This window comes from Sinorhizobium kostiense, assembly GCF_017874595.1.
Taxonomy (GTDB): domain Bacteria; phylum Pseudomonadota; class Alphaproteobacteria; order Rhizobiales; family Rhizobiaceae; genus Sinorhizobium; species Sinorhizobium kostiense.
Genome location: NZ_JAGILA010000002.1, coordinates 1247281 through 1265843, shown reverse-complemented (window position 1 = coordinate 1265843; position 18563 = coordinate 1247281). Strand labels below are relative to the sequence as shown.

The 18563-nt window shown below is 64.4% G+C and carries 15 protein-coding genes; 4 read left to right on the top strand and 11 right to left on the bottom strand.

All coding sequences use genetic code 11. The features are described from left to right. Positions 1-43: 43 nt before the first annotated feature. From J2Z31_RS12445 to J2Z31_RS12410, 8 genes are all read right to left on the bottom strand, one after another. The gene (locus J2Z31_RS12445) at positions 44-3190 is read right to left on the bottom strand and encodes an efflux RND transporter permease subunit (RefSeq protein ID WP_209602185.1); all 3147 of its coding nucleotides are present in this window, start codon (positions 3188-3190) and stop codon (positions 44-46) included. 10 nt (positions 3191-3200) lie between these two features. Further along, positions 3201-4424, bottom strand: a complete 1224-nt coding sequence (locus J2Z31_RS12440) for an efflux RND transporter periplasmic adaptor subunit (RefSeq protein WP_209602184.1) — start codon at positions 4422-4424, stop codon at positions 3201-3203. Positions 4425-4878: 454 nt separating this feature from the next. Then, positions 4879-5889, bottom strand: a complete 1011-nt coding sequence (locus J2Z31_RS12435; RefSeq protein ID WP_209602183.1) for an ABC transporter ATP-binding protein — start codon at positions 5887-5889, stop codon at positions 4879-4881. 17 nt (positions 5890-5906) lie between these two features. Continuing rightward, positions 5907-6971 carry a Gfo/Idh/MocA family protein gene (locus tag J2Z31_RS12430; RefSeq protein ID WP_209602182.1) on the bottom strand — a complete coding sequence of 355 codons (1065 nt, stop codon included), beginning with the start codon at positions 6969-6971 and terminating at the stop codon, positions 5907-5909. After that, positions 6968-7807, bottom strand: a complete 840-nt coding sequence (locus J2Z31_RS12425) for a carbohydrate ABC transporter permease (protein WP_209602181.1) — start codon at positions 7805-7807, stop codon at positions 6968-6970. The genes J2Z31_RS12430 and J2Z31_RS12425 overlap by 4 nt, the downstream gene beginning before the upstream one ends. 11 nt (positions 7808-7818) lie before the next feature. Then, positions 7819-8766, bottom strand: coding sequence for a carbohydrate ABC transporter permease (locus J2Z31_RS12420; RefSeq protein WP_209602180.1), 948 nt, complete (start codon positions 8764-8766; stop codon positions 7819-7821). Positions 8767-8965: 199 nt separating this feature from the next. Beyond that, complete coding sequence (locus J2Z31_RS12415; RefSeq protein WP_209602179.1) at positions 8966-10225, bottom strand: ABC transporter substrate-binding protein; 1260 nt, start codon at positions 10223-10225, stop codon at positions 8966-8968. Positions 10226-10277: 52 nt separating this feature from the next. Beyond that, a complete protein-coding gene (locus J2Z31_RS12410; protein ID WP_209602178.1) occupies positions 10278-11177 on the bottom strand; it encodes an N-acetylmuramic acid 6-phosphate etherase in 900 nt (299 codons plus the stop codon). A 199-nt stretch (positions 11178-11376) separates the two neighbouring features. Between J2Z31_RS12410 and J2Z31_RS12405 the strand changes: the two genes are divergently transcribed. The 4 genes from J2Z31_RS12405 to nagA are packed head-to-tail and all read left to right on the top strand — an operon-like array spanning position 11377 to position 15229. Then, the gene (locus tag J2Z31_RS12405) at positions 11377-12261 is read left to right on the top strand and encodes an N-acetylglucosamine kinase (RefSeq protein WP_209602177.1); all 885 of its coding nucleotides are present in this window, start codon (positions 11377-11379) and stop codon (positions 12259-12261) included. After that, on the top strand, positions 12258-13022 hold the full coding sequence (locus tag J2Z31_RS12400) for a GntR family transcriptional regulator (protein ID WP_209602176.1): 765 nt from the start codon (positions 12258-12260) through the stop codon (positions 13020-13022). The genes J2Z31_RS12405 and J2Z31_RS12400 overlap by 4 nt, the downstream gene beginning before the upstream one ends. A gap of 30 nt (positions 13023-13052) precedes the next feature. Continuing rightward, on the top strand, positions 13053-14075 hold the full coding sequence (locus J2Z31_RS12395; RefSeq protein ID WP_209602175.1) for an SIS domain-containing protein: 1023 nt from the start codon (positions 13053-13055) through the stop codon (positions 14073-14075). Beyond that, positions 14072-15229 (top strand): N-acetylglucosamine-6-phosphate deacetylase, encoded by a 1158-nt coding sequence (gene nagA / locus J2Z31_RS12390; RefSeq protein WP_209602174.1) that lies wholly within the window; start codon positions 14072-14074, stop codon positions 15227-15229. The genes J2Z31_RS12395 and nagA overlap by 4 nt, the downstream gene beginning before the upstream one ends. A gap of 105 nt (positions 15230-15334) precedes the next feature. Here the strand turns inward: nagA and J2Z31_RS12385 are convergent, their stop codons facing one another. The 3 genes from J2Z31_RS12385 to J2Z31_RS12375 are packed head-to-tail and all read right to left on the bottom strand — an operon-like array spanning position 15335 to position 18323. Beyond that, the gene (locus J2Z31_RS12385) at positions 15335-16060 is read right to left on the bottom strand and encodes a copper homeostasis protein CutC (RefSeq protein WP_209602173.1); all 726 of its coding nucleotides are present in this window, start codon (positions 16058-16060) and stop codon (positions 15335-15337) included. Beyond that, positions 16057-16965, bottom strand: a complete 909-nt coding sequence (locus J2Z31_RS12380; protein ID WP_209602172.1) for an ROK family protein — start codon at positions 16963-16965, stop codon at positions 16057-16059. The genes J2Z31_RS12385 and J2Z31_RS12380 overlap by 4 nt, the downstream gene beginning before the upstream one ends. Further along, entirely contained in the window at positions 16962-18323 is a 1362-nt protein-coding gene (locus J2Z31_RS12375; protein WP_209602171.1) for an amidase, read from the bottom strand. The genes J2Z31_RS12380 and J2Z31_RS12375 overlap by 4 nt, the downstream gene beginning before the upstream one ends. Positions 18324-18563 lie beyond the last annotated feature (240 nt).

The following is an 18563-nucleotide window of genomic DNA, read 5'->3' as shown; positions in this document are numbered from 1 at the left end:
ATCGGGACTGCAGCGGCCCGGCTTCTGAGGCCGCTGCATCTGTTCACTCAGCGGGACTGCTGGTCTCCGATGCCCGCTGCGACATCCCCGCGAGAGTCTTGCCGCGCTCGAAGATCTTCATCACGAAGACGAAGAAGACCGGTACGAAGAAGATCGCGAGCACCGTTGCCGAGATCATCCCGCCCATCACGCCGGTACCGATCGCGCGCTGGCTCGCAGAGCTTGCGCCCGTTGCGACCGCCAGAGGCAGAACCCCAAGGGTGAAGGCGAGCGAGGTCATCAGGATTGGGCGAAAGCGCAGGTGGACGGCTTCGAGTGTGGCGTCGACCAGTGACTTGCCCTGTTCTCGCAGTTCCTTGGCGAACTCTATGATCAGGATGGCATTCTTCGCCGAAAGCCCGATGATGGCGATCAGGCCAACCTTGAAGTACACGTCGTTCGGCATGTCGCGCAACGTCACCGCCAGAACCGCGCCGATGACCCCGAGCGGCACGACCATGATCACCGAAATGGGGATCGACCAGCTTTCGTAGAGCGCCGCCAGGCAGAGGAAGACGAGCAGGCAGGAAAGCGCGATCAGCAGTGGCGCCTGCGTTCCCGACTGGATTTCCTGCAGCGACTGGCCCGTCCATTCGTAGCCGAAGCCCGCCGGAAGCTCGGCGGCGAGCCGCTCCATTTCGGCAATCGCATCGCCGGAGGAATAGCCGGGTGCGGCCTGGCCGCTGATGCGGACGGCGGGATAGCCGTTGTAGCCGACGGTCTGTGTCGGCGCCTTGATCCATTCCACGGTCGCGAAGGCCGAGAGTGGAACCATGCCGCCGCTCGCATTGCGGACGTTGAGGTTCAGGAGGTCCGCCGTCTGCATGCGCTTGTTCTCGTCGGCCTGCACCGTCACGCGCTGCATGCGGCCGGCATTGGGGAAGTCGTTGACATAGGAGGAACCAAGATTGGTCGAGATCGTCGAGTTGATGTCGGCGAAGGTCACACCGAAGGTGTTGGCCTTCTCGCGGTCGATCACCACGCTGACCTGCGCCGCATCGGGCATGCCCTCGAAGCGAACGCCGGTAATGACCGTGCTCTGGGAAGCCAGCCCGAGAAGCTGGTCGCGCGCCTCCGCGAGGGCCGCTTCGCCGAGGCCGGCGCGGTCCTGCAGGCGGAAGGAGAAACCGCCGGTGGTGCCGAGGCCCTGGATCGCCGGCGGCGACAGCGCGAAGCTGATCGCGTCCTTGATCTGGCTCATCGCCATGGTCGCTCGGCCGGCGATCGCCTCGGCGGCATTGTCGGCCCCGCGCTCGCTCCAGTCTTTCAGCGTCACGAAGGCAAGCCCGGCATTCTGGCCGGTGCCGAAGAAGGAGAAGCCGTTGATCGCGACGATCCGGTCGACCGCCGGCTCCTTCCCGAAGATCGTCTCCGCCTGCTCGATCACCTCCGTGGTACGATTGCCGGTCGCTTCCGAGGGCAATTGCATCATGACGATGACATAGCCCTGGTCCTCGTCCGGCAGGAAGGAGGAGGGAAGCTGCAGGAAAGCCCAGCCAAGCCCGGCGAGCAGCGCCAGATAGATGACCATCAGGCGCCCGGCGCGGGTGACGAGACCACCGACTGCCCGCGTATAGCCGCGCGACGTACGGTCGAAGCCGCGGTTGAACCAGCCGAAGAAGCCGCGCTTGGCGTGATGGTGTCCTTTCGGCACCTGCTTCAGCAATCGGCCGCAAAGCGCCGGCGTCAGCGACAGGGCGAGGAACGCCGAAAACAGGATCGAAACGACCATGGTCAGGCTGAACTGCCGATAGATGACGCCGACGGCGCCTGGGAAGAAGGCCATGGGAATGAACACCGAGGCGAGCACCAGCGTAATGCCGATCACTGCGCCGGTGATCTGGCGCATCGCCTTTCGGGTTGCGTCCTTCGGCGTCAGCCCCTCTTCCGACATGATGCGCTCGACATTCTCGACGACGATGATCGCGTCGTCGACGAGGATGCCGATCGCCAGCACCATGCCGAACATGGTCAACACATTGATGGAGAAGCCCATCGCCAGCATCACCGCGCAGGTGCCGAGCAGCGCGACCGGCACGACGATGGTCGGTATGATCGTGTAGCGGATGTTCTGTAGAAACAGGAACATGACGAGGAACACGAGCGCCATCGCTTCGACCAGCGTCTCGATCACCTTTTCGATCGAGACCTTCACGAAGGGCGAGGTGTCGTAGGGGATGGAATATTCGAGCCCCGGGGGGAAGAATTCGGCAAGCTCGTCCATACGCGCCTTGACGGACTCGGAGGTCGCCATGGCATTGCCGCTTGGCGAGAGCTGCACGGCGATCGCGGCCGAGGGCTTGCCGTTGAGACGAGTCGAGAAGTCATAGCTTTCGCCGCCGATCTCTATTCGGGCAACGTCGCGCAGGCGCACCGCCGAGCCGTCGGCATTTGCCCGGAGCACGATGGCGCCGAATTCTTCGGGCGTCGAAAGCTGTCCTTTGATCACCACCGGCGCACTGATCTGCTGGGTGATCGGGTTCGGCTGGGCGCCGATCGAGCCCGAGGCAATCTGGGCGTTCTGCGCCTGGACCGCCGCCGTCACGTCGGCGGCGGTGAGGTTGAGGCCGAGCATCTTGTCCGGGTCGAGCCAGACGCGCATCGAGCGTTCGGTCGCAAAGAGCTGGGCGCGGCCGACGCCGGGCACGCGCTGGATCTCGTTCAGGACGTTGCGGCTGAGATAGTCGCCAAGCCCGATCGCGTCCATCGACCCGTCGGTCGAGGTCAGCGAGATGATTAGAAGAAAGCCGGAGCCGGCCTCGTCCACCTGGACGCCCTGTTGCCTGACCGAATCCGGCAGGCGCGGCTCGACACGCTGGACCCGGTTCTGGATGTCGACCGAGGCCTGGCTGGGGTCGGTGCCGGGCGCGAAAGTGGCGTTGATCTGGACCGAGCCGGATGCGCTCGAGGTCGATTCGAAATAGAGCAGGCCCTCGACGCCGTTCAGCTCGTTCTCAATGAGCCGCGTGACGCTCTGATAAGTGTCCTGGGAAGAAGCGCCGGGGTAGTTCGCGTTGATCGAGATCTGCGGCGGGGCAACGTCCGGATATTGCGACACCGGTAAGAGCGGTATTGCGATAATCCCGGCGACCATGATGAAGATCGCCACCACCCAGGCAAAGATCGGCCTGTCGATGAAGAAACTGGGCATGGGCGGGCTCTCACTTCACTGCGGTGGCGGATTTTTCGCCGGCCGCTGCGGAGACATCGGCCTTGGCCGGGTCCGGCTTTGCGTTGGGGTTCCAGTCGGAGGGCTCCACAGGGGCACCCGGGGCGACCTTCTGGAAACCCTCGACGATAACCTTCTCCCCGGCCTCGATGCCGGCAGTCACCTGCCAACGATTGCCGACCGTGCGGCCGAGCGTGATGTTGCGGAATTCGACCTTCTTCTCGGGCGTGACGATGTAGACCTGCGACTGGCCGGCATTGTTGCGCTGCACCGCCTGCTGCGGAACCGTGATCGCGTCCTTCTCCAGCCCCTGCACGATCTGGACGCGCACATACATGCCCGGAAGCAGGTCGCCGTCTGGATTGGGGAATTCTCCACGCAGCGTCACCTGGCCGGTCGTCGCATCGACGGCCGCCTCGGAAAAGAGCAGCCTCCCCTTGTGCGGATAGGACGTGCCGTCGTCGAGAATCAGCTGAACTTCCGCCTCGTTCCTGGCGCTGATGAGCTGTCCGTCCTCAAGCGCCTTTCGCAGCCGCATGAGGTCCGTCGCCGATTGCGTGAAGTCGGCATAGATCGGGTCGAGCTGCTGGATCGTCGCGAGGTTGTCCGAGCCGTTGGCGCTGACGAGCGCACCCTCGGTGATCAGCGCCCTGCCGATCCGGCCGCTGATCGGCGCCGTGACATTGGCGTATTCAAGGTTGAGCTTCGCCTCCGCGAGGCCCGCCTCGGCAATGCCGACATCGGCCTCTGCCTGGGCGAGCGCCGCAATGGCATCGTCATATTGCTGGACGGCGGTAACCTGTGCCTCCTTCAGTCGCGCCTGACGGTCGGCGGTCTGCCTGGCCTGGTCACGGACGGCAAGCGCCCGCTTCAGCGTCGCCTCGGCACTGTCGACCTTTACCTGGAAAGGAGCCGGATCGATCCGGTAGAGCACATCGCCTTCCTTCACCATCGAGCCCTGCTGGAACACCCGCTCAACGACAATGCCGGAAACCCGTGGGCGAACCTCGGCGATCCGCGTCGCCGTAATGCGGCCGGGCAGTTCGTTGGTGATAGGCAAGGGTTCCGCCGCCGTCGTGAAGACGGCAACCTCAGCGGGCGGAAAGGCCGAAGGTGCTGCCTGTTGCTCTTCGTCCTTCTGGCAGCCGGCGAGAAAAAGCACGGTTGCCAGCGCGGCGGCCAGTATCGCTCGATTCTTATGCATCGCGATGTCCATACGAAAGGACCGCTCACAGCCTAATCCTGCAGCTGCGCGGTCCGAAAGGGAGAATGAAGCGGATCCGATATTAGGGACATCAAATACCGGAAAGCGCTAATATACGTACACTAGTGTATGTTAATTTCTACCGTAGCGCAACGGTGTTTTCCGGTTGCCCGGAAAAGGCGAGAAAGACCAAGGACTGCAATGGCTTCCGACCTTGCGGCGACGGAAGATCACGCATGTGTGATAAGTGTCAAAGGACAGGTTCCGGCGTCTCTCCGCCCCTCATCCCGCTGCCGCGACCTTCTCTGCGCAGACGGGGAGAAGGAGCCGTGCCGCGCCACCCAATCGCGTTGCACCGCGGCAAAATTTACTCTGGGGTATAGACGTCGGTCACAAGTTGCGCCGGCGCCCCCCGCCCCGCTTGCGGGGAGAGGGGCTAGGGTGAGGGGCAAAATGCGTCCGCCTTTTACTGCGCGGAACTGACAACCCGCCCATCGGCATCGAAACGATGCATCGCGCCGATCACCGGGGTGGCATGGACGATGTCGTCGGCCGCATAGCGGTGCTCGCCGAAGAGCCGCGCGGTGAGCGGCCCGACCCTGTCCGATTCCAGATAGACGATCGTGTCAGCGCCGAGATGTTCGACATGGACGACCTTGCCCTTCCAGTCGCCGCCCTCGCGCGACAGGCCGATATGTTCGGGACGGATCCCCACCGTCTTCGCCGAGGTATCGCCGAGCCGTTCGCCTTCGATGAAGTTCATCTGCGGCGAACCGATGAAACCGGCGACGAAGAGATTGGCCGGTCGGTTATAGAGCTCCATCGGCGAGCCGACCTGTTCGATGCGGCCGGCATTCAGCACCACGATCTTGTCGGCGAGCGTCATCGCCTCGACCTGGTCGTGGGTGACATAGATCATCGTTGCCTTGAGGCTGCGATGCAGGCGGGCGATTTCGAGCCGTGTGTTGACGCGCAGCGCCGCGTCGAGGTTCGACAGGGGCTCGTCGAAGAGGAAGAGCTTGGGCTCGCGAACGATGGCTCGGCCGATCGCCACGCGTTGACGCTGGCCGCCGGAAAGCTCGGCTGGACGCCGGGCAAGATAGGGTTCGAGCGACAGCATGCCGGCCGCCTTCGCGACCTTCTCGTCGATCTCGGCCTTCGCCGCGCCGGCCTGCTTGAGGCCAAGGCCCATATTGTCCTTGACCGTCAGGTGCGGGTAGAGGGCGTAGGACTGGAACACCATGGCAATGCCGCGCTTGGCGGGTGCGACATGGCCGACCTCGACGCCGTCGATCCGGACGCTGCCCGAGGTCGCGTCCTCAAGACCCGCAATGGTCCGCAGCAAGGTGGATTTTCCGCAGCCAGAGGGACCGACGAAGATGACGAATTCGCCATCCTTCACCTCGAGGTCGATACCCTTCAGCACCTCATGGCCGCCGAAGGCCTTGCGGATGGATTTCAAGTGCAATGATCCCACGTGTCGCCCCTCTTGGCTTAAAGCTTGACCGGCTTGCCGGTGCGGACGCTTTCATCCGCCGCCAGGCAGATCTTCAGCGACTGCACCGCATCGTCCATGTGCCGGTCGAGATTGATGTCTTCGCGGATGGCCTTGAGCACGAAGGCCTGTTCGCGCTCGCAGAGCTCCTGGTGACCGGGCTCGCCTTCCATCCTCTGGTCCACGTCGGGCCGGAGGAAGCGGCCGTCCGGCCCGGTCGCGGCGCTGTGCAAGCGGATGACGGCCGTCTTCGTATGCGTGTCGATGTCGTCGGACCTGGCGTTCTGGTCCATGACGATCGACACCGAGCCGTTGGGCGAGATCACGTCCTTCACGAAGAAGGCGGTTTCGGAGATCATCGGACCCCAACCGGCCTCGTACCAGCCGACAGACCCGTCCTCGAAAAGAACCTGCAGGTGCCCGTAATTGTACATGTCGGCGGCGATTTCGTCCGAAAGCCTCAAGCCCATGCCGCGCACCTCGACGGGTTTCGCATCGGTGATCTGGCACATGACGTCGACATAATGGACGCCGCAATCGACGATCGGTGCGGTCGTCTGCATCAGCGACTTGTGCGTCGCCCACGTCGCGCCGCTCGACTGCTGGTTCAGGTTCATGCGGAAGACATAGGGCGGGCCGAGCTTGCGCGCCTCGGCGATCAGCCGTGTCCACGACGGGTGATGGCGGAGGATGTAGCCGACGACGAGCTTGCGGCCATTGGCGCGGGCGCAGGCGACGACGCGTTCGGCATCGGCGACGGTGGTCGCCAGCGGCTTCTCGACGAAAACGTGGCAGCCTGCCTCCATGGCCGTCACCGCATAGCTCGCATGACTGTCCGAATAGGTGTTGATCGAGCAGAGCTCGGGCCTGAACTCGAGAAGCGCTTCCGGAAAGCTTGGGCGAAGCTCGTAGCCGGCCAAAGCTTCCGGCAGATCGACCTTGGAGCGGTTGACGAGGCCGACGATCTCGAACCCGGGGTTTTCGTGATAGGCGAGCGAGTGGCTGCGTCCCATATTGCCGAGGCCGGCGACGAGGACGCGGATCGGACGTTCGGAAGAGCTCATTTGACTGCTCCTGCCGTGATGCCGCGGATCAATTGCCGCGAGAAGATGACGTAGAGGACGAGCACCGGGAAGATCGCCAGCGACAGCGCCGAGAGCACGGCGTTCCAGTTGGTGACGAACTGGCCGATGAAGATTTGCGACCCGAGCGTGATGGTCTTCGTCGGTTCCGCCGGCGCGAGGATCAGCGGGAACCAGAGGTCGTTCCAGATCGGAATCATGGTGAAGACGGCGACCGTCGCCATGGCCGGCCGCACGAGCGGCAGCACCAATCGGAAGAATATCGCGTACTCGGAAAGCCCGTCGATGCGTCCGGCATTCTTGAGGTCGTCCGAAACGGTGCGCATGAACTCGGACAGAATGAACACCGCCAGGGGCAGGCCCTGCGCCGTATAGACCAGGATCAGCGCCGTCAGCGTATTGACGAGGTTGCTCGCGACCATGCCCTGGAGGATAGCGACCGTACCGAGCCGGATCGGGATCATGATGCCGAGCGCCAGGTAAAGCCCCATAAGCGTGTTGCCGCGGAAGCGATATTCGGAGAGCGCGAAGGCGGCCATGGCCCCGAAGAGCAGCACGAGCGCGATCGAGACCACCGTGACGATGACGCTGTTCTGGAAATAGCCGATGAAATCGCCCTGTTTCAGCACCGTCTGATAGCCGATCAGGCTGAATGTTTCGGGCGTCGGGATCGCGAGGGGCTCCCGGAAGATCGCGTTGCGGCTCTTGAATGAATTGGCGATCGTCAGGAACACCGGGAAGAGCGCGATGAGCGTGTAGGCGATCAGCGCGAAATGAACGGCGCCGGTGCGGGCAAGGGAGGTGCGTGCTTTCGACATCTTGTTCCTCCTCAGAACTGATAGCGGCGCATGCGGCGCTGGATGACGAAGAGGTAAAGCGATACGCCGGCAAGAATGATCAGGAACATCACCGTCGCGATCGTCGCGCCCATCGAGCGGTCGCCGAGCTGGAGTTGGAAGCCGAAGAAGGTGCGGTAGAGCAGCGTTCCGAGGATGTCCGTCGACCCGTCCGGCCCGGCAAGCGCGCCCTGCACCGTGTAGATCAGGTCGAAGGCGTTGAAGTTGCCGACGAAGGTGAGGATCGAGACGATGCCGATCGCCGGCAGGATCAGGGGCAGCTTGATCTTCCAGAACTGGCTCCAGCCGGTGATGCCGTCGAGTTCTGCCGCCTCGATCACTTCGTCCGGAATGTTGAGGAGCGCCGCGTAGATCAGCATCATCGGGATGCCGATATACTGCCAGACCGAGATCAGCGAGACGGCGATGAGCGCGCTGTCGGGCCGGCCGAGCCAGGGCGCGAAGAGCCATTTGAGCCCGACCAGATCCATGAGATAAGGCGCCACGCCCCAGATCGGCGATAGGATCAGCTTCCAGATGAAGCCGACGATCACGAAGGAGAGCAGCGTTGGCAGGAAGATCGCCGTGCGGTAGAAGGCGTTGAAGCGCAGCTTCGGCACCGACAGCATGGCGGCAAGCGCGATGCCGATCGGATTCTGAACCGCCATGTGAATCAAGAAGAAGACGACGTTGTTCCTGAGCGCGTTCCAGAAATCCGAGGCCCAGCGCGGGTCGCCGAAGAGTACGGTGAAATTGCCGAGGCCCACGAAAGTGTATTCGCCGTCCACCGTGTTGAAGAAGGATTGGCGCAGAGTCTCTATCAGCGGCAGGATCATCACTGCCGTGTAGATGACAAGCGCCGGCGTCAGGAAGACGAGTATGTGCCAGCGCCGCGGGCGCTTGAGCGCAATTTCATCCATCATGGTCTCGCGTGGGGTCATCGGCCTCTGGCCCGTTCCAATGGCTGGCTCGCAGCGCAGCCCCGATTTCGTTCGAAAGCACTGGGCGCCTTGAGGGCGCCTCCGTAATCGCCGCAGCTACGCTAAGGAGCGGCGAGGATCCGACCGCGCGCGGCCGAGGTGCGGCGCTGTGCGCGGCGGGAGGACGGGCGCGGAATCTCCTCCCGCGCCCCTTGAGCCTTTACTTCGCCGGCTTGTACCAGCTGTCGAGGCCTTCCTGCAGCTTCTTGGCAGCCTCTTCCGGCGTCTCAGTGCCGTTGATGACGTTGGCCGATGCGACCCAGGTCTCGTTTTCGAGGTTCGGGGTACCACGCGAGAGGATCTGGTAGGTCGAGCGGATGGTCGACTTGCACTTGTCGCGCCAAGAGACGAATTCCTGGGCAAGCGGATCGGTCATCTTCACCGCGGTCGAGTTCAGGCTGAAGAAGCCGGGCAGAGCGTTCGCGTAGATTTCCGCGAATTCCGGCGAGGCGACCCAGGTGAGGAAGGTCTTGGCGGCTTCTGCGTTCGGGCTCTTGGCGTTGAGTCCGATACCGATGTCGTTGTGGTCGGAGATGTAGCAGGTGTCGCCGGCCTTCTTAACGGGCGGCGGGAAGGCGCCCATCTTGAATTGTGCCTGGGTGTTGAAGCCGGCGATTTCCCACGAGCCCGCCGGATAGATCGCGGCGCGGCCGAGCGTGAAGAGGTTCTGGCTGTCCGGATAGGTTTGCGCCTCGAAGCCGTCGCCGAGATAGTCCTTCCACTTGGCGAGCACGCGATAGGGCTCTACCCACGGCTCGTCGGTAAGCTTCTGCTCACCCTCGATCAGCGCCAGACGCCCTTCTTCGCCTTTCCAATAGTTCGGGCCGATATTCTGGTAGCCCATGGTCGCGGCTTCCCAGAGATCCTTTGTGCCCATGGCCATCGGGATGTAGGTGCCATCCGCCTTGATCTTCTCGAGGACGGCGAAGAATTCCTCCTCGGTCGTGGGTACGGAAAGCTTGAGCTGATCGAAGGCGTCCTTGTTATAGATGAAGCCGTGGATGACCGACGCCATCGGCACGCAGAAGGTCGACTTGCCATCGTCGGTCGTCCAGGCGGACTTGGCCACGTCGGAGAAGTTCTCCATGCCGGCAAGTCCGGTCAGGTCGGCGAGATGCTTCTTGTTATAGAGCTCGAGCGAAGCATCGAACGGCCGGCAGGTGATGAGATCGCCGGCGGATCCCGCGTCGAGCTTGGCATTGAGCGCCGCGTTGTATTCCGTCGGAGCCGATGGCGAGAAAACGACCTTGATGCCCGGATTCTTGGCCTCGAAGGCGGGAATCAGCTTCTCCTGCCAGATCGCCAGGTCGTCGTTGCGCCAGCTCTCGATCGTCAGCGTCACGTCCTGCGCCCCAGCAAGCCCGGCGGAGCCGAGAATGCTCGATGCGAGCAGCAGGCCTTTCATTGTCGTGCGGGTCATTCAGGTTCTCCCTCTTGTAGGCGCCGTCGCGGGCGCGGTTTGGATCCCAGTTTCATGTCTGCGAGACGATCGCGATCGCCTGACGCAAATTCTGATTGGCCTTCGCGAGCGCGGCTTCGGCTTGCGCGGCGTCCCTCGCCCCCGAGGCGAGCAGGATCGCAAGCTTGACCGAGCCGGAGGCGGTATCGATCAGCCGTTCCGCCTCTTCGGCGCCGACGCCGGTGACGTCCGAGACGATCCGCATGGCTCGGCCGCGCAGCTTGATGTTGTCGGCGCGCAGATTGACCATGTGACCGTCGAGCACGTGCCCCAGGTGGATGCCGACGAGTGTCGAAAGCATGTTGAGGGCGATCTTCTGTGCCGTGCCCGCGCCCATGCGCGTCGAGCCGGAGACGACCTCCGGCGGCGTCTGCAAGAGGACTGCGACGTCGGCGCCTTCGAAGAGAGCGGCGCCCGGATTGTTGGCGATGGCGATGACCTTCGCGCCGAGTTTCCGCGCCTCGTCGGCGGCGGCGAGCGCATAGGGCGTCGAGCCGCTGGCGGAAACGGAAATGAGGCAGTCAGCGGCCGCAATGCCGGCCTTGCGGACATCGCCGCGCGCAAGCTCCGTGTCGTCTTCATAGCCGCCGGCGAGGTCACCGAGACTTGCGGTGCCGCCGGCCAGAAGGACGACGATCTGCTCCTGGGGAATGCCGTAGGTACCCGGCAGTTCGAGCGCGTCGGCCATGGCCATCAGGCCGGAACTTCCTGCACCGGCATAGGCGAGCCGCCCACCGGAAGAGAGTGTGCCCGCGGCGAGAGCGGCCGCGGCCGCGATCGCCTCTATCGCGGCATCGACGGATCTTGCGGCGGCCTGTTGCCCGGAGGCGAGCAGGCGAAGGGAAAGCGCCGGATCCATTCGATCCAACCCCCTTGCCTCATCAAGGCGCTCTTCGGTCTTTCTTGCCTGCATAGCGTCGTTCTCCTCTTCCCGAATTAATGCCAAAAAAATACCAATTGTCTAGGGGAAATTTAACTTTTGGCGCAACAAAGCGTCGCCAAAAGAAAATAGTTCAATGTAAACAGGGGCTTCTCTATCGATTTGAACCTTAGCGCGAAATCGTGCTTGGTTAATGGTATTTTTTTGGTATTTTGAAAGTGCGGAGGTGCTCATGACATCCTATCTCATCGGAATCGACGGCGGTGGAACGAGCTGCCGGGCTGCGGTCGCAGGCCCGGATGGCCATATTCTTGGGCGCGGAAAATCCGGTGCCGCCAATATTCTCACCGATCCGGAAACGGCGCTTCAGAATATTGCCGATGCGGCGGGCGCTGCTTTCGACGACGCGGGGCTGGATCCGGCGGGCGTCACCGCCGCAAGCGCGATCCTCGGGGTCGCGGGACATAACGTCGGCGACGCCGTGCATTATGTGAAGCGGCGCCTTCCCTTCGCCGCCGCCGACATCGAATCCGACGGGCTGATCGCGCTTCAAGGCGCTCTTGGTGACAAGGACGGCGCCGTCGCCATTCTCGGTACTGGCACGATCTATATCGCACGACGGGGCGGAACCGTCAGCTACATCGGCGGCTGGGGCTTCACCATCGGCGATCATGGCAGCGGCGCTCGCATCGGCCACGCTCTCCTGCAGGAAAGCCTGCTCGCCTATGATGGCATCCATGAAGCTTCGCCGGTCACGGGCTCGGTGCTCTCGGAGTTCAACAACGATCCCCGTGACGTCGTCGATTTCGCGCGGCTCGCCAAGCCCGGCGAGTTCGGCCGCTACGCACCCCGCGTGTTCGATTTCGCAGGTCGCGGCGATCCCGTGGCGATGCGCCTCTTGAGAGCCGCCGCGATCACCGTCGACGAGGCGCTGGATGTGGTGGTCGCGAGAGGCGCGCGGGCGATCTGCCTGCTCGGCGGGCTGGCGCCCCTCTACCGCCCCTGGCTTGCCGAACGGCACCAGCCGCATTTCGTCGAAGCCGAGGCGGACGCGCTGAGCGGCGCGGTCGCGCTTGCGGCTCAGCGCTTCGGCACGCGGCCGGAGGTCGTCGCATGAGCCATGCGCTTGCCGCCATCCTGCCGCGCGAAGGCCTTCTGGCCGGTGGCCCCGGTCCGCTTTACCTCAAGCTCCGCCAATCGTTGGAAGAGGCGATCCTGTCCGGCAAGCTCAATCATGGCGATGCGCTGCCGCCGGAACGGGACCTCGCCGACTACGCCAATGTCAGCCGCGTGACCGTTCGCAAGGCGGTCGACGATCTCGTGCGGGACGGTCTGCTCGTGCGCCGCCATGGCTCCGGCACCTTCGTCATCCGGCCCGTCTCGCGGGTCGAGCAGTCGCTCTCGCGCCTCACCTCCTTCACCGAGGACATGGCCCGGCGCGGCCTCAACACGCGGGCGGAATGGCTGGAACGGGGTCTGTTTCATCCATCGCCGGACGAGATGATGACGCTCGGACTGCCGGCGGATGCGCTAGTCGCGCGCCTGGGGCGGCTCCGTATCGCCGACGACATGCCGCTTGCGATCGAACGCGCCTGCGTTTCGGCCGAATTCCTGCCTGACCCGCTTTCCGTCAGCTCGTCGCTCTATGCCGCGCTTGGAAGGGCCGACGCCCGGCCGGTGCGCGCCGTGCAGCGTATTTCCGCCTGCAACATCAAGGACCCGGATGCGGCGATGCTTGGCGTAGCCGTCGGTGCGGCAGGCCTTTCGATCGAGCGCGTGTCCTATCTCGCATCGGGACGCGTCGTCGAATTCACCCGATCGCTCTATCGGGGCGATGCCTATGACTTTGTCGCGGAGCTGACGATCCCGGAAAGCTGAGCGCACCTCCTTTTGGAAAGGATTGAAAACATGCCGACCAATATGCGGCGAGAAATCGACGAGATTCCCGAGGCCGCCGCACGATTGCTCGATCGTTCGGCGAAGGCGCTGGCCGCGGCGGGTGCCGCACTGCGCGCCAAGGATCCGGCCTTCCTGGTCACGATCGCCCGCGGTTCCTCCGACCATGCGGCGTTGTTCCTGAAATATGCGGTCGAGCTCACCTGCGGCCGGCCCGTCGCCTCTCTTGGCCCCTCGCTTGCCTCGATCTATGGTGCCGAACTGAAGCTCGGCGGGGCGGCGGCCATCGCCATCTCGCAGTCGGGAAAGAGCCCCGACATCGTTGCGATGGCCGAGGCCGCAACGCGTGCCGGCGCCGTTTCGATCGCGCTTACCAATACGCTGCCGTCGCCGATTGCGGACGCTTGTAGCCATCCGCTCGATATTCTCGCCGGGCCTGAAATTGCCGTCGCAGCGACGAAATCCTATGTTAACTCGATCGTTGCCGGCCTCGCCGTCCTCGGCGAATGGACGGGCGATGCGGCATTGAAGCGGGCGGTTGCCGATCTGCCCCGGCAGTTCGCGGCAGCGGTGAAGCTTGACTGGCAGGACTTCGCCGTCGAGCTTGATCAGGCGGAATCGCTCTATGTGCTCGGACGCGGCCCGGCACTTGCGGTCGCCAGCGAGGCGGCGCTGAAGTTCAAGGAGACGTCCGGCATGCACGCGGAGGCCTATTCTGCGGCGGAAGTGCTCCACGGGCCGGTGGCGCTCGTCGGGGCGCGCTTCCCGGTGCTGGCGCTCGCCGCGCGCGATGCCGCCGAAGCCTCAGTCGCCGAAGTCGCCGATGGGCTGAGCGCCAAGGGGGCGGTCGTGCGCGTCACCTCGGCGCGGACAGGCAGGGCAAAGCGCCTGCCCTTCGTCGAGACCGGCCACCCGATCACCGACGCCCTCACGCTGGTTCTGCCGTTCTATGGCTTCGTCGAAGCCTGGTCGCGCTCGCGCGGTCTCAACCCGGATGCGCCGGCGAGCCTCAAGAAGGTAACGGAGACACGATGACCAGGAAGAAAATCACCGGAGCGCGGATTTTCGACGGCATCGACTGCCATGACGGCGCCGCGCTGCTGATCGAGTCGGGCCATGTGAAAGCTATTGTGCCGGCGAACGCAGCCCCGATCGAGGCGGAGACCATCGACGCACGCGGCCTTCTTCTCGTGCCGGGTTTCATCGACCTGCAGGTCAATGGGGGTGGCGGAGTTCTTTTGAACGACGAGCCGACCCTCGACGGCATCCGGCAGATCTGCAGCGCCCATGCACGGTTCGGCACGACCGCGCTGCTGCCGACACTGATCACCGACCGTCGCGACGTCCGCACCGCCGTGATAAAGGCTGGGATCGAGGCGAAGGCTGCGGCAGTGCCGGGCTTCCTCGGCTTGCATCTCGAGGGTCCGCACCTTTCGGTCGCCCGCAAGGGCGCGCATGATCCCTCGCTGATCCGCCCAATGGAGGCGGCCGACCTTGATGAGATGCTTGCGTGCATGCAGGCGCTCGGCTGCCTCATGGTGACGCTTGCCCCCGAAAACGCGACGAAGGAGCAGGTGACGGCACTTGCCGATGCCGGCGTCGCCGTCAGCCTCGGCCATACGGATGTGGGCTATGAGACGGCCTGCGCCTATGCCAGGGCGGGCGCGCGCACCGTGACACATCTCTTCAACGCCATGAGCGGCCTTGGCCACCGCGAGCCGGGCGTGGTTGGCGCCGCGCTTGCGACAGGCACGCTCCACGCCGGCATGATCGCCGACGGCTTCCATGTCGATCCGGCAACGATGGGTATTGCGATCCGCGGCAAGGAGGGGCCGGGACAGATATTCCTGGTCACGGATGCGATGTCGACGATCGGCACGGACATGACGAGCTTTCTCCTGAACGGGCGGGAGATCCTGCGCCAGGACGGACGCCTGACGCTTGCCGACGGCACGCTCGCCGGCGCCGATATCGACATGCTCTCCTCCGTCCGCTTCGCGCACCGCAAGCTCGGCCTGCCGCTCGAGGAGGCGATCCGAATGGCCTCCGCCTATCCCGCCGATGCCATGCGCATTGCTTCGCACAAGGGCCGTCTCCTCCCCGGCGCGGACGCGGATTTCCTGCTGCTGACGCCGGATCTTCAATTGAAGTCCACGTGGATCGGCGGGGAGGTGGTTCATTCCGCCTGAGGTTTCGTCCGCAGTTCCCCTCCCCAACCGCTCCCCCTTGTGGGGGGGCGGGGAGGGTTTTTCCAAGGGCTCTTTCGGAAGACAACTCTGACGCCCGGCCCGTCTCTATAATGCTCCAAGCCGCGCCTTCATCGCCCGAATCGTTGCGGCATCCGTGCGCCGCCGTTCTTGCGGCGCGAAGCCCATCTCGATAAGGCGCGTGTCATTAGCCGGCTCACCAACGGAGCAGGATGAGTGCACCTCGGTGACCTTGAGCCTCGGCAGCAGCTCGCCGATCGTATCGGGGTTGATGCCGGATCCGGGCATGATCGAGAGCCGCCCGGCGGCGAGCTCGACGAGTTGGGCGAGCCTGTCGACGGCCTCCGGCGCGCTCCTCGCTCCGCCCGAGGTCAGGATGCGTTCGAAGCCGAGCTCGGCGGCGATCGCCATCGCCTCCTCGAAATCCGGAACCAGGTCGAACGCCCGGTGCAGCGTCATGCCGAGTCCAGCGGCGTGTCCCGCAAGTTTGGTCAGCATCCGCTCGTCGAGCCGGCCGTCGGAAAGTGAAGCGCCGAGGACGACCCCCGCAAGGCTCTCGGCGCGTACCGCATCGATGTCGCGGCGCATGACGTCGAGCTCTTCGGAGCTGAAGACGAAATCGCCGGGCCGCGGGCGGATCATCGCATAGACTGGGGTCGGTGGCGGCTTTGCGAAAGCCATCAGCCCGGCACTTGGCGTCAATCCGCCGACGGCGAGAGCCGAGCAGAGCTCGATCCGGTCGGCGCCGGCCTCGACTGCCGCCGCCAGGCCCTGCGCATCGTCGACGCAGACCTCGAGCAGGATCTTGCTCATCCATGTCCTCCGAAGCCAAGCAGGGCGGCGCCGATCAATCCCGGCTCCAGCCGGCATTCGCCGCGCACCACCAGCGGCCGGTCGAACCGGCGCAGCACGCGTTGGCGCACCGTCCGGTCGATTTCGGCGACGAGCGCCTCCGAATTCGACAGGCCGCCGCCGACGGGTACGATGGTCGCGCCGGTGATGTTGATCACGAGTGCCAGCGGCGAACTGACAAGATCGACATAGACTTCGACAGTTCGTGCCGCCTCGGCATTGCCTCGCTCCCAGGCCTCGATGATTTCGTGACTGGCAAGCGCGTTGCCATAAAGGGCCACATGCAGCCTTTCCAGCCCACGCGCGCCGCCGATGGTATCGACGCAGCCGCGCTGGCCGCAGCCGCAATCGAAGGCCGGGATCGCGATGGGCGGATCCCCGGCTTCGCGAGCAGCGACGGGCCCGTGTCCCCATTCGCCGGCAAAGCCGCCATCGGCATTGATCAATCTGCCATCGACCACCAGTCCGCCGCCGACGCCGGTGCCGAGGATCGCGCCGAAGACGATGCGGTGGCCGTGCCCCGCACCGATGCCGGCCTCGGCAAGCGCGAAACAATCGGCATCATTGGCGATCACCACCGGCAGGTGAAGCGCAGCCTCGAGCTCGGCCGTAAGCTTGCGCCCGTCGATACAGGGTATATTGGCGCACTTGATCCGACCCGTCTGCGGATCGATGACGCCGGTGATGGAAATCGCCACTCCGTCCGGGATTCCGCCCGCCTCGTCGATCATCGACTCCATCGCCTCGACGAACCGGCGGAAATCCGTGAGCGGGGTTTCGCGCCGGGGCAGGGGGAAAATCCGCTCCGGCGAATGGGTGATCGCGCCCTTGATGGCCGAGCCACCGATATCGAAGCAGAGGATCATGCCTCGCCCCGGATTACGGCTTCGAGGGCGAGTGCTGCGGAAAGCAGCCGGTCGTCCTGGTGATGCGGGGCGGAAAGCAGGAAGCCGACCGGCATGCCGGCCGCGCCCGAGCCGCAGGGAATGGAGATGCCGCAGAAATCCAGGAAATTGCCGATCAGCGTGTTGCGCAAGCTCCTGCCATTGATCTTGAAGAAGAGGTCGTCGTCCGCAAGCAGCGGCTCGATCGGCGGTGCCACATGCGGCAGGGTCGGATGGGCAATCAACTCGCCACCCTGCAGGGTTTCCAGTGTCTCCTTGATCAGCCGGTCGCGGGCATCGAGAAGAGCGATGTAGTCGCTGACGCTGATCGCCTCCCCAAGACGGAGGCGGGCAACGACGCGGTGATCCATCCGCGCCGCGTCGGGGCTTGCCAGGCGCTCGCGGTGGATCGCATAGGCCTCGGCGTTCACCAGCGCCCCGTGGCGGCCCATCAGATCGAAGACCGCCGAGAAGCTCGGGAAGGGCCGGTGGCTGACCCGCACGCCGGCCAACTCCAGTCTCCGGATCGCGGCCTCGAAAGCGGTGACGACTTCGGCTTCGGCATTATCGAAAACGATCGTCTCGGGAACGACGAGAGAGAGGTCTGCCGGCTCCGCCCGGCGGATCACCGGAGCGGTCAGGCTGTGCATGGCCGCGTCCGCCCAGACCGCGTCCTGCACTGTCAGGCAGAGCGGCCCAAGCGAATCGAGGCTTCCGGAAAGCGGGAAGACGCCCTTCATCGCATAGCGGCCGCGTGTTGCCTTGTAGCCGACGATCCCCGTCATCGCCGCCGGTATGCGCACCGAACCGCCCGTGTCGGTACCGATCGCCAGCGGCACGAGACCGGCGGCGACGGCTGCCGCCGAACCGGAGGAGGAGCCGCCGGGAATGCGATGACCGTCGGCTGAGGCCGGATTGCGCGGCGTGCCATGATGCGGATTGATGCCGAGACCGGAAAAGGCGAACTCGTTCATATTGGTGCGGCCGACGGTGACCATGCCGGCACCCCTAAAGGCGCCGACGACCGCGGCATCGGCTTCAGCCGGCGGACTGTCCTTGAGCACGACGGAACCGGCCGTTGTCACGCTTCCCTGGATGTCGAAGAGGTCCTTCCAGGCGACGGGGAGGCCGTCGAGCAGGCCAAGCGAGCGCCCGGCCCTGATGCGCTTCGAGGCCGCCTCGGCCTCCCGCTCCGCACGCTCCCGCGTCAGGCCGATGAAGATCGCCTGATCGGCGTGGTTGTCAATTCGGTCAAGCGTCTCCTGCGCAAGCGCAACCGGGTCGATTTCGCCCGATTGCACGAGGACGGCGAGACTTGCGAGTGTTCTTTGCACAGTCATTTCCTTCCCCTGCTGCATGTTTCTTTAAATCCTACCCGATTTAAGGAAACATGCAGCGATTCAAAGTGCTACAGCGACCTTTGCGCGTCTGAAAGGACGCGCGGCGATGTAAGCCCTTGCCGCGCGATCCTGCGCCTAACATATCGCCATGCGACAGCTTTGCCAGGGCCGGAAGAATTGTGCGTGAGATCGCGGCCGACTTGTCGCCGGCGAGCGCTTTGCCTACATGCTTGCGGCCCA

What these genes read in the sequence shown, in the direction of transcription:
- J2Z31_RS12445 (WP_209602185.1), bottom strand. Translation starts at nt 3,190, where the DNA reads ATGCCCAGTTTCTTCATCGACAGGCCGATCTTTGCCTGGGTGGTGGCG.
- J2Z31_RS12440 (WP_209602184.1), bottom strand. Translation starts at nt 4,424, where the DNA reads ATGGACATCGCGATGCATAAGAATCGAGCGATACTGGCCGCCGCGCTG.
- J2Z31_RS12430 (WP_209602182.1), bottom strand. Translation starts at nt 6,971, where the DNA reads ATGAGCTCTTCCGAACGTCCGATCCGCGTCCTCGTCGCCGGCCTCGGC.
- J2Z31_RS12425 (WP_209602181.1), bottom strand. Translation starts at nt 7,807, where the DNA reads ATGTCGAAAGCACGCACCTCCCTTGCCCGCACCGGCGCCGTTCATTTC.
- J2Z31_RS12420 (WP_209602180.1), bottom strand. Translation starts at nt 8,766, where the DNA reads ATGACCCCACGCGAGACCATGATGGATGAAATTGCGCTCAAGCGCCCG.
- J2Z31_RS12415 (WP_209602179.1), bottom strand. Translation starts at nt 10,225, where the DNA reads ATGACCCGCACGACAATGAAAGGCCTGCTGCTCGCATCGAGCATTCTC.
- J2Z31_RS12410 (WP_209602178.1), bottom strand. Translation starts at nt 11,177, where the DNA reads ATGCAGGCAAGAAAGACCGAAGAGCGCCTTGATGAGGCAAGGGGGTTG.
- J2Z31_RS12405 (WP_209602177.1), top strand. Translation starts at nt 11,377, where the DNA reads ATGACATCCTATCTCATCGGAATCGACGGCGGTGGAACGAGCTGCCGG.
- J2Z31_RS12400 (WP_209602176.1), top strand. Translation starts at nt 12,258, where the DNA reads ATGAGCCATGCGCTTGCCGCCATCCTGCCGCGCGAAGGCCTTCTGGCC.
- J2Z31_RS12395 (WP_209602175.1), top strand. Translation starts at nt 13,053, where the DNA reads ATGCCGACCAATATGCGGCGAGAAATCGACGAGATTCCCGAGGCCGCC.
- nagA (WP_209602174.1), top strand. Translation starts at nt 14,072, where the DNA reads ATGACCAGGAAGAAAATCACCGGAGCGCGGATTTTCGACGGCATCGAC.
- J2Z31_RS12385 (WP_209602173.1), bottom strand. Translation starts at nt 16,060, where the DNA reads ATGAGCAAGATCCTGCTCGAGGTCTGCGTCGACGATGCGCAGGGCCTG.
- J2Z31_RS12380 (WP_209602172.1), bottom strand. Translation starts at nt 16,965, where the DNA reads ATGATCCTCTGCTTCGATATCGGTGGCTCGGCCATCAAGGGCGCGATC.
- J2Z31_RS12375 (WP_209602171.1), bottom strand. Translation starts at nt 18,323, where the DNA reads ATGACTGTGCAAAGAACACTCGCAAGTCTCGCCGTCCTCGTGCAATCG.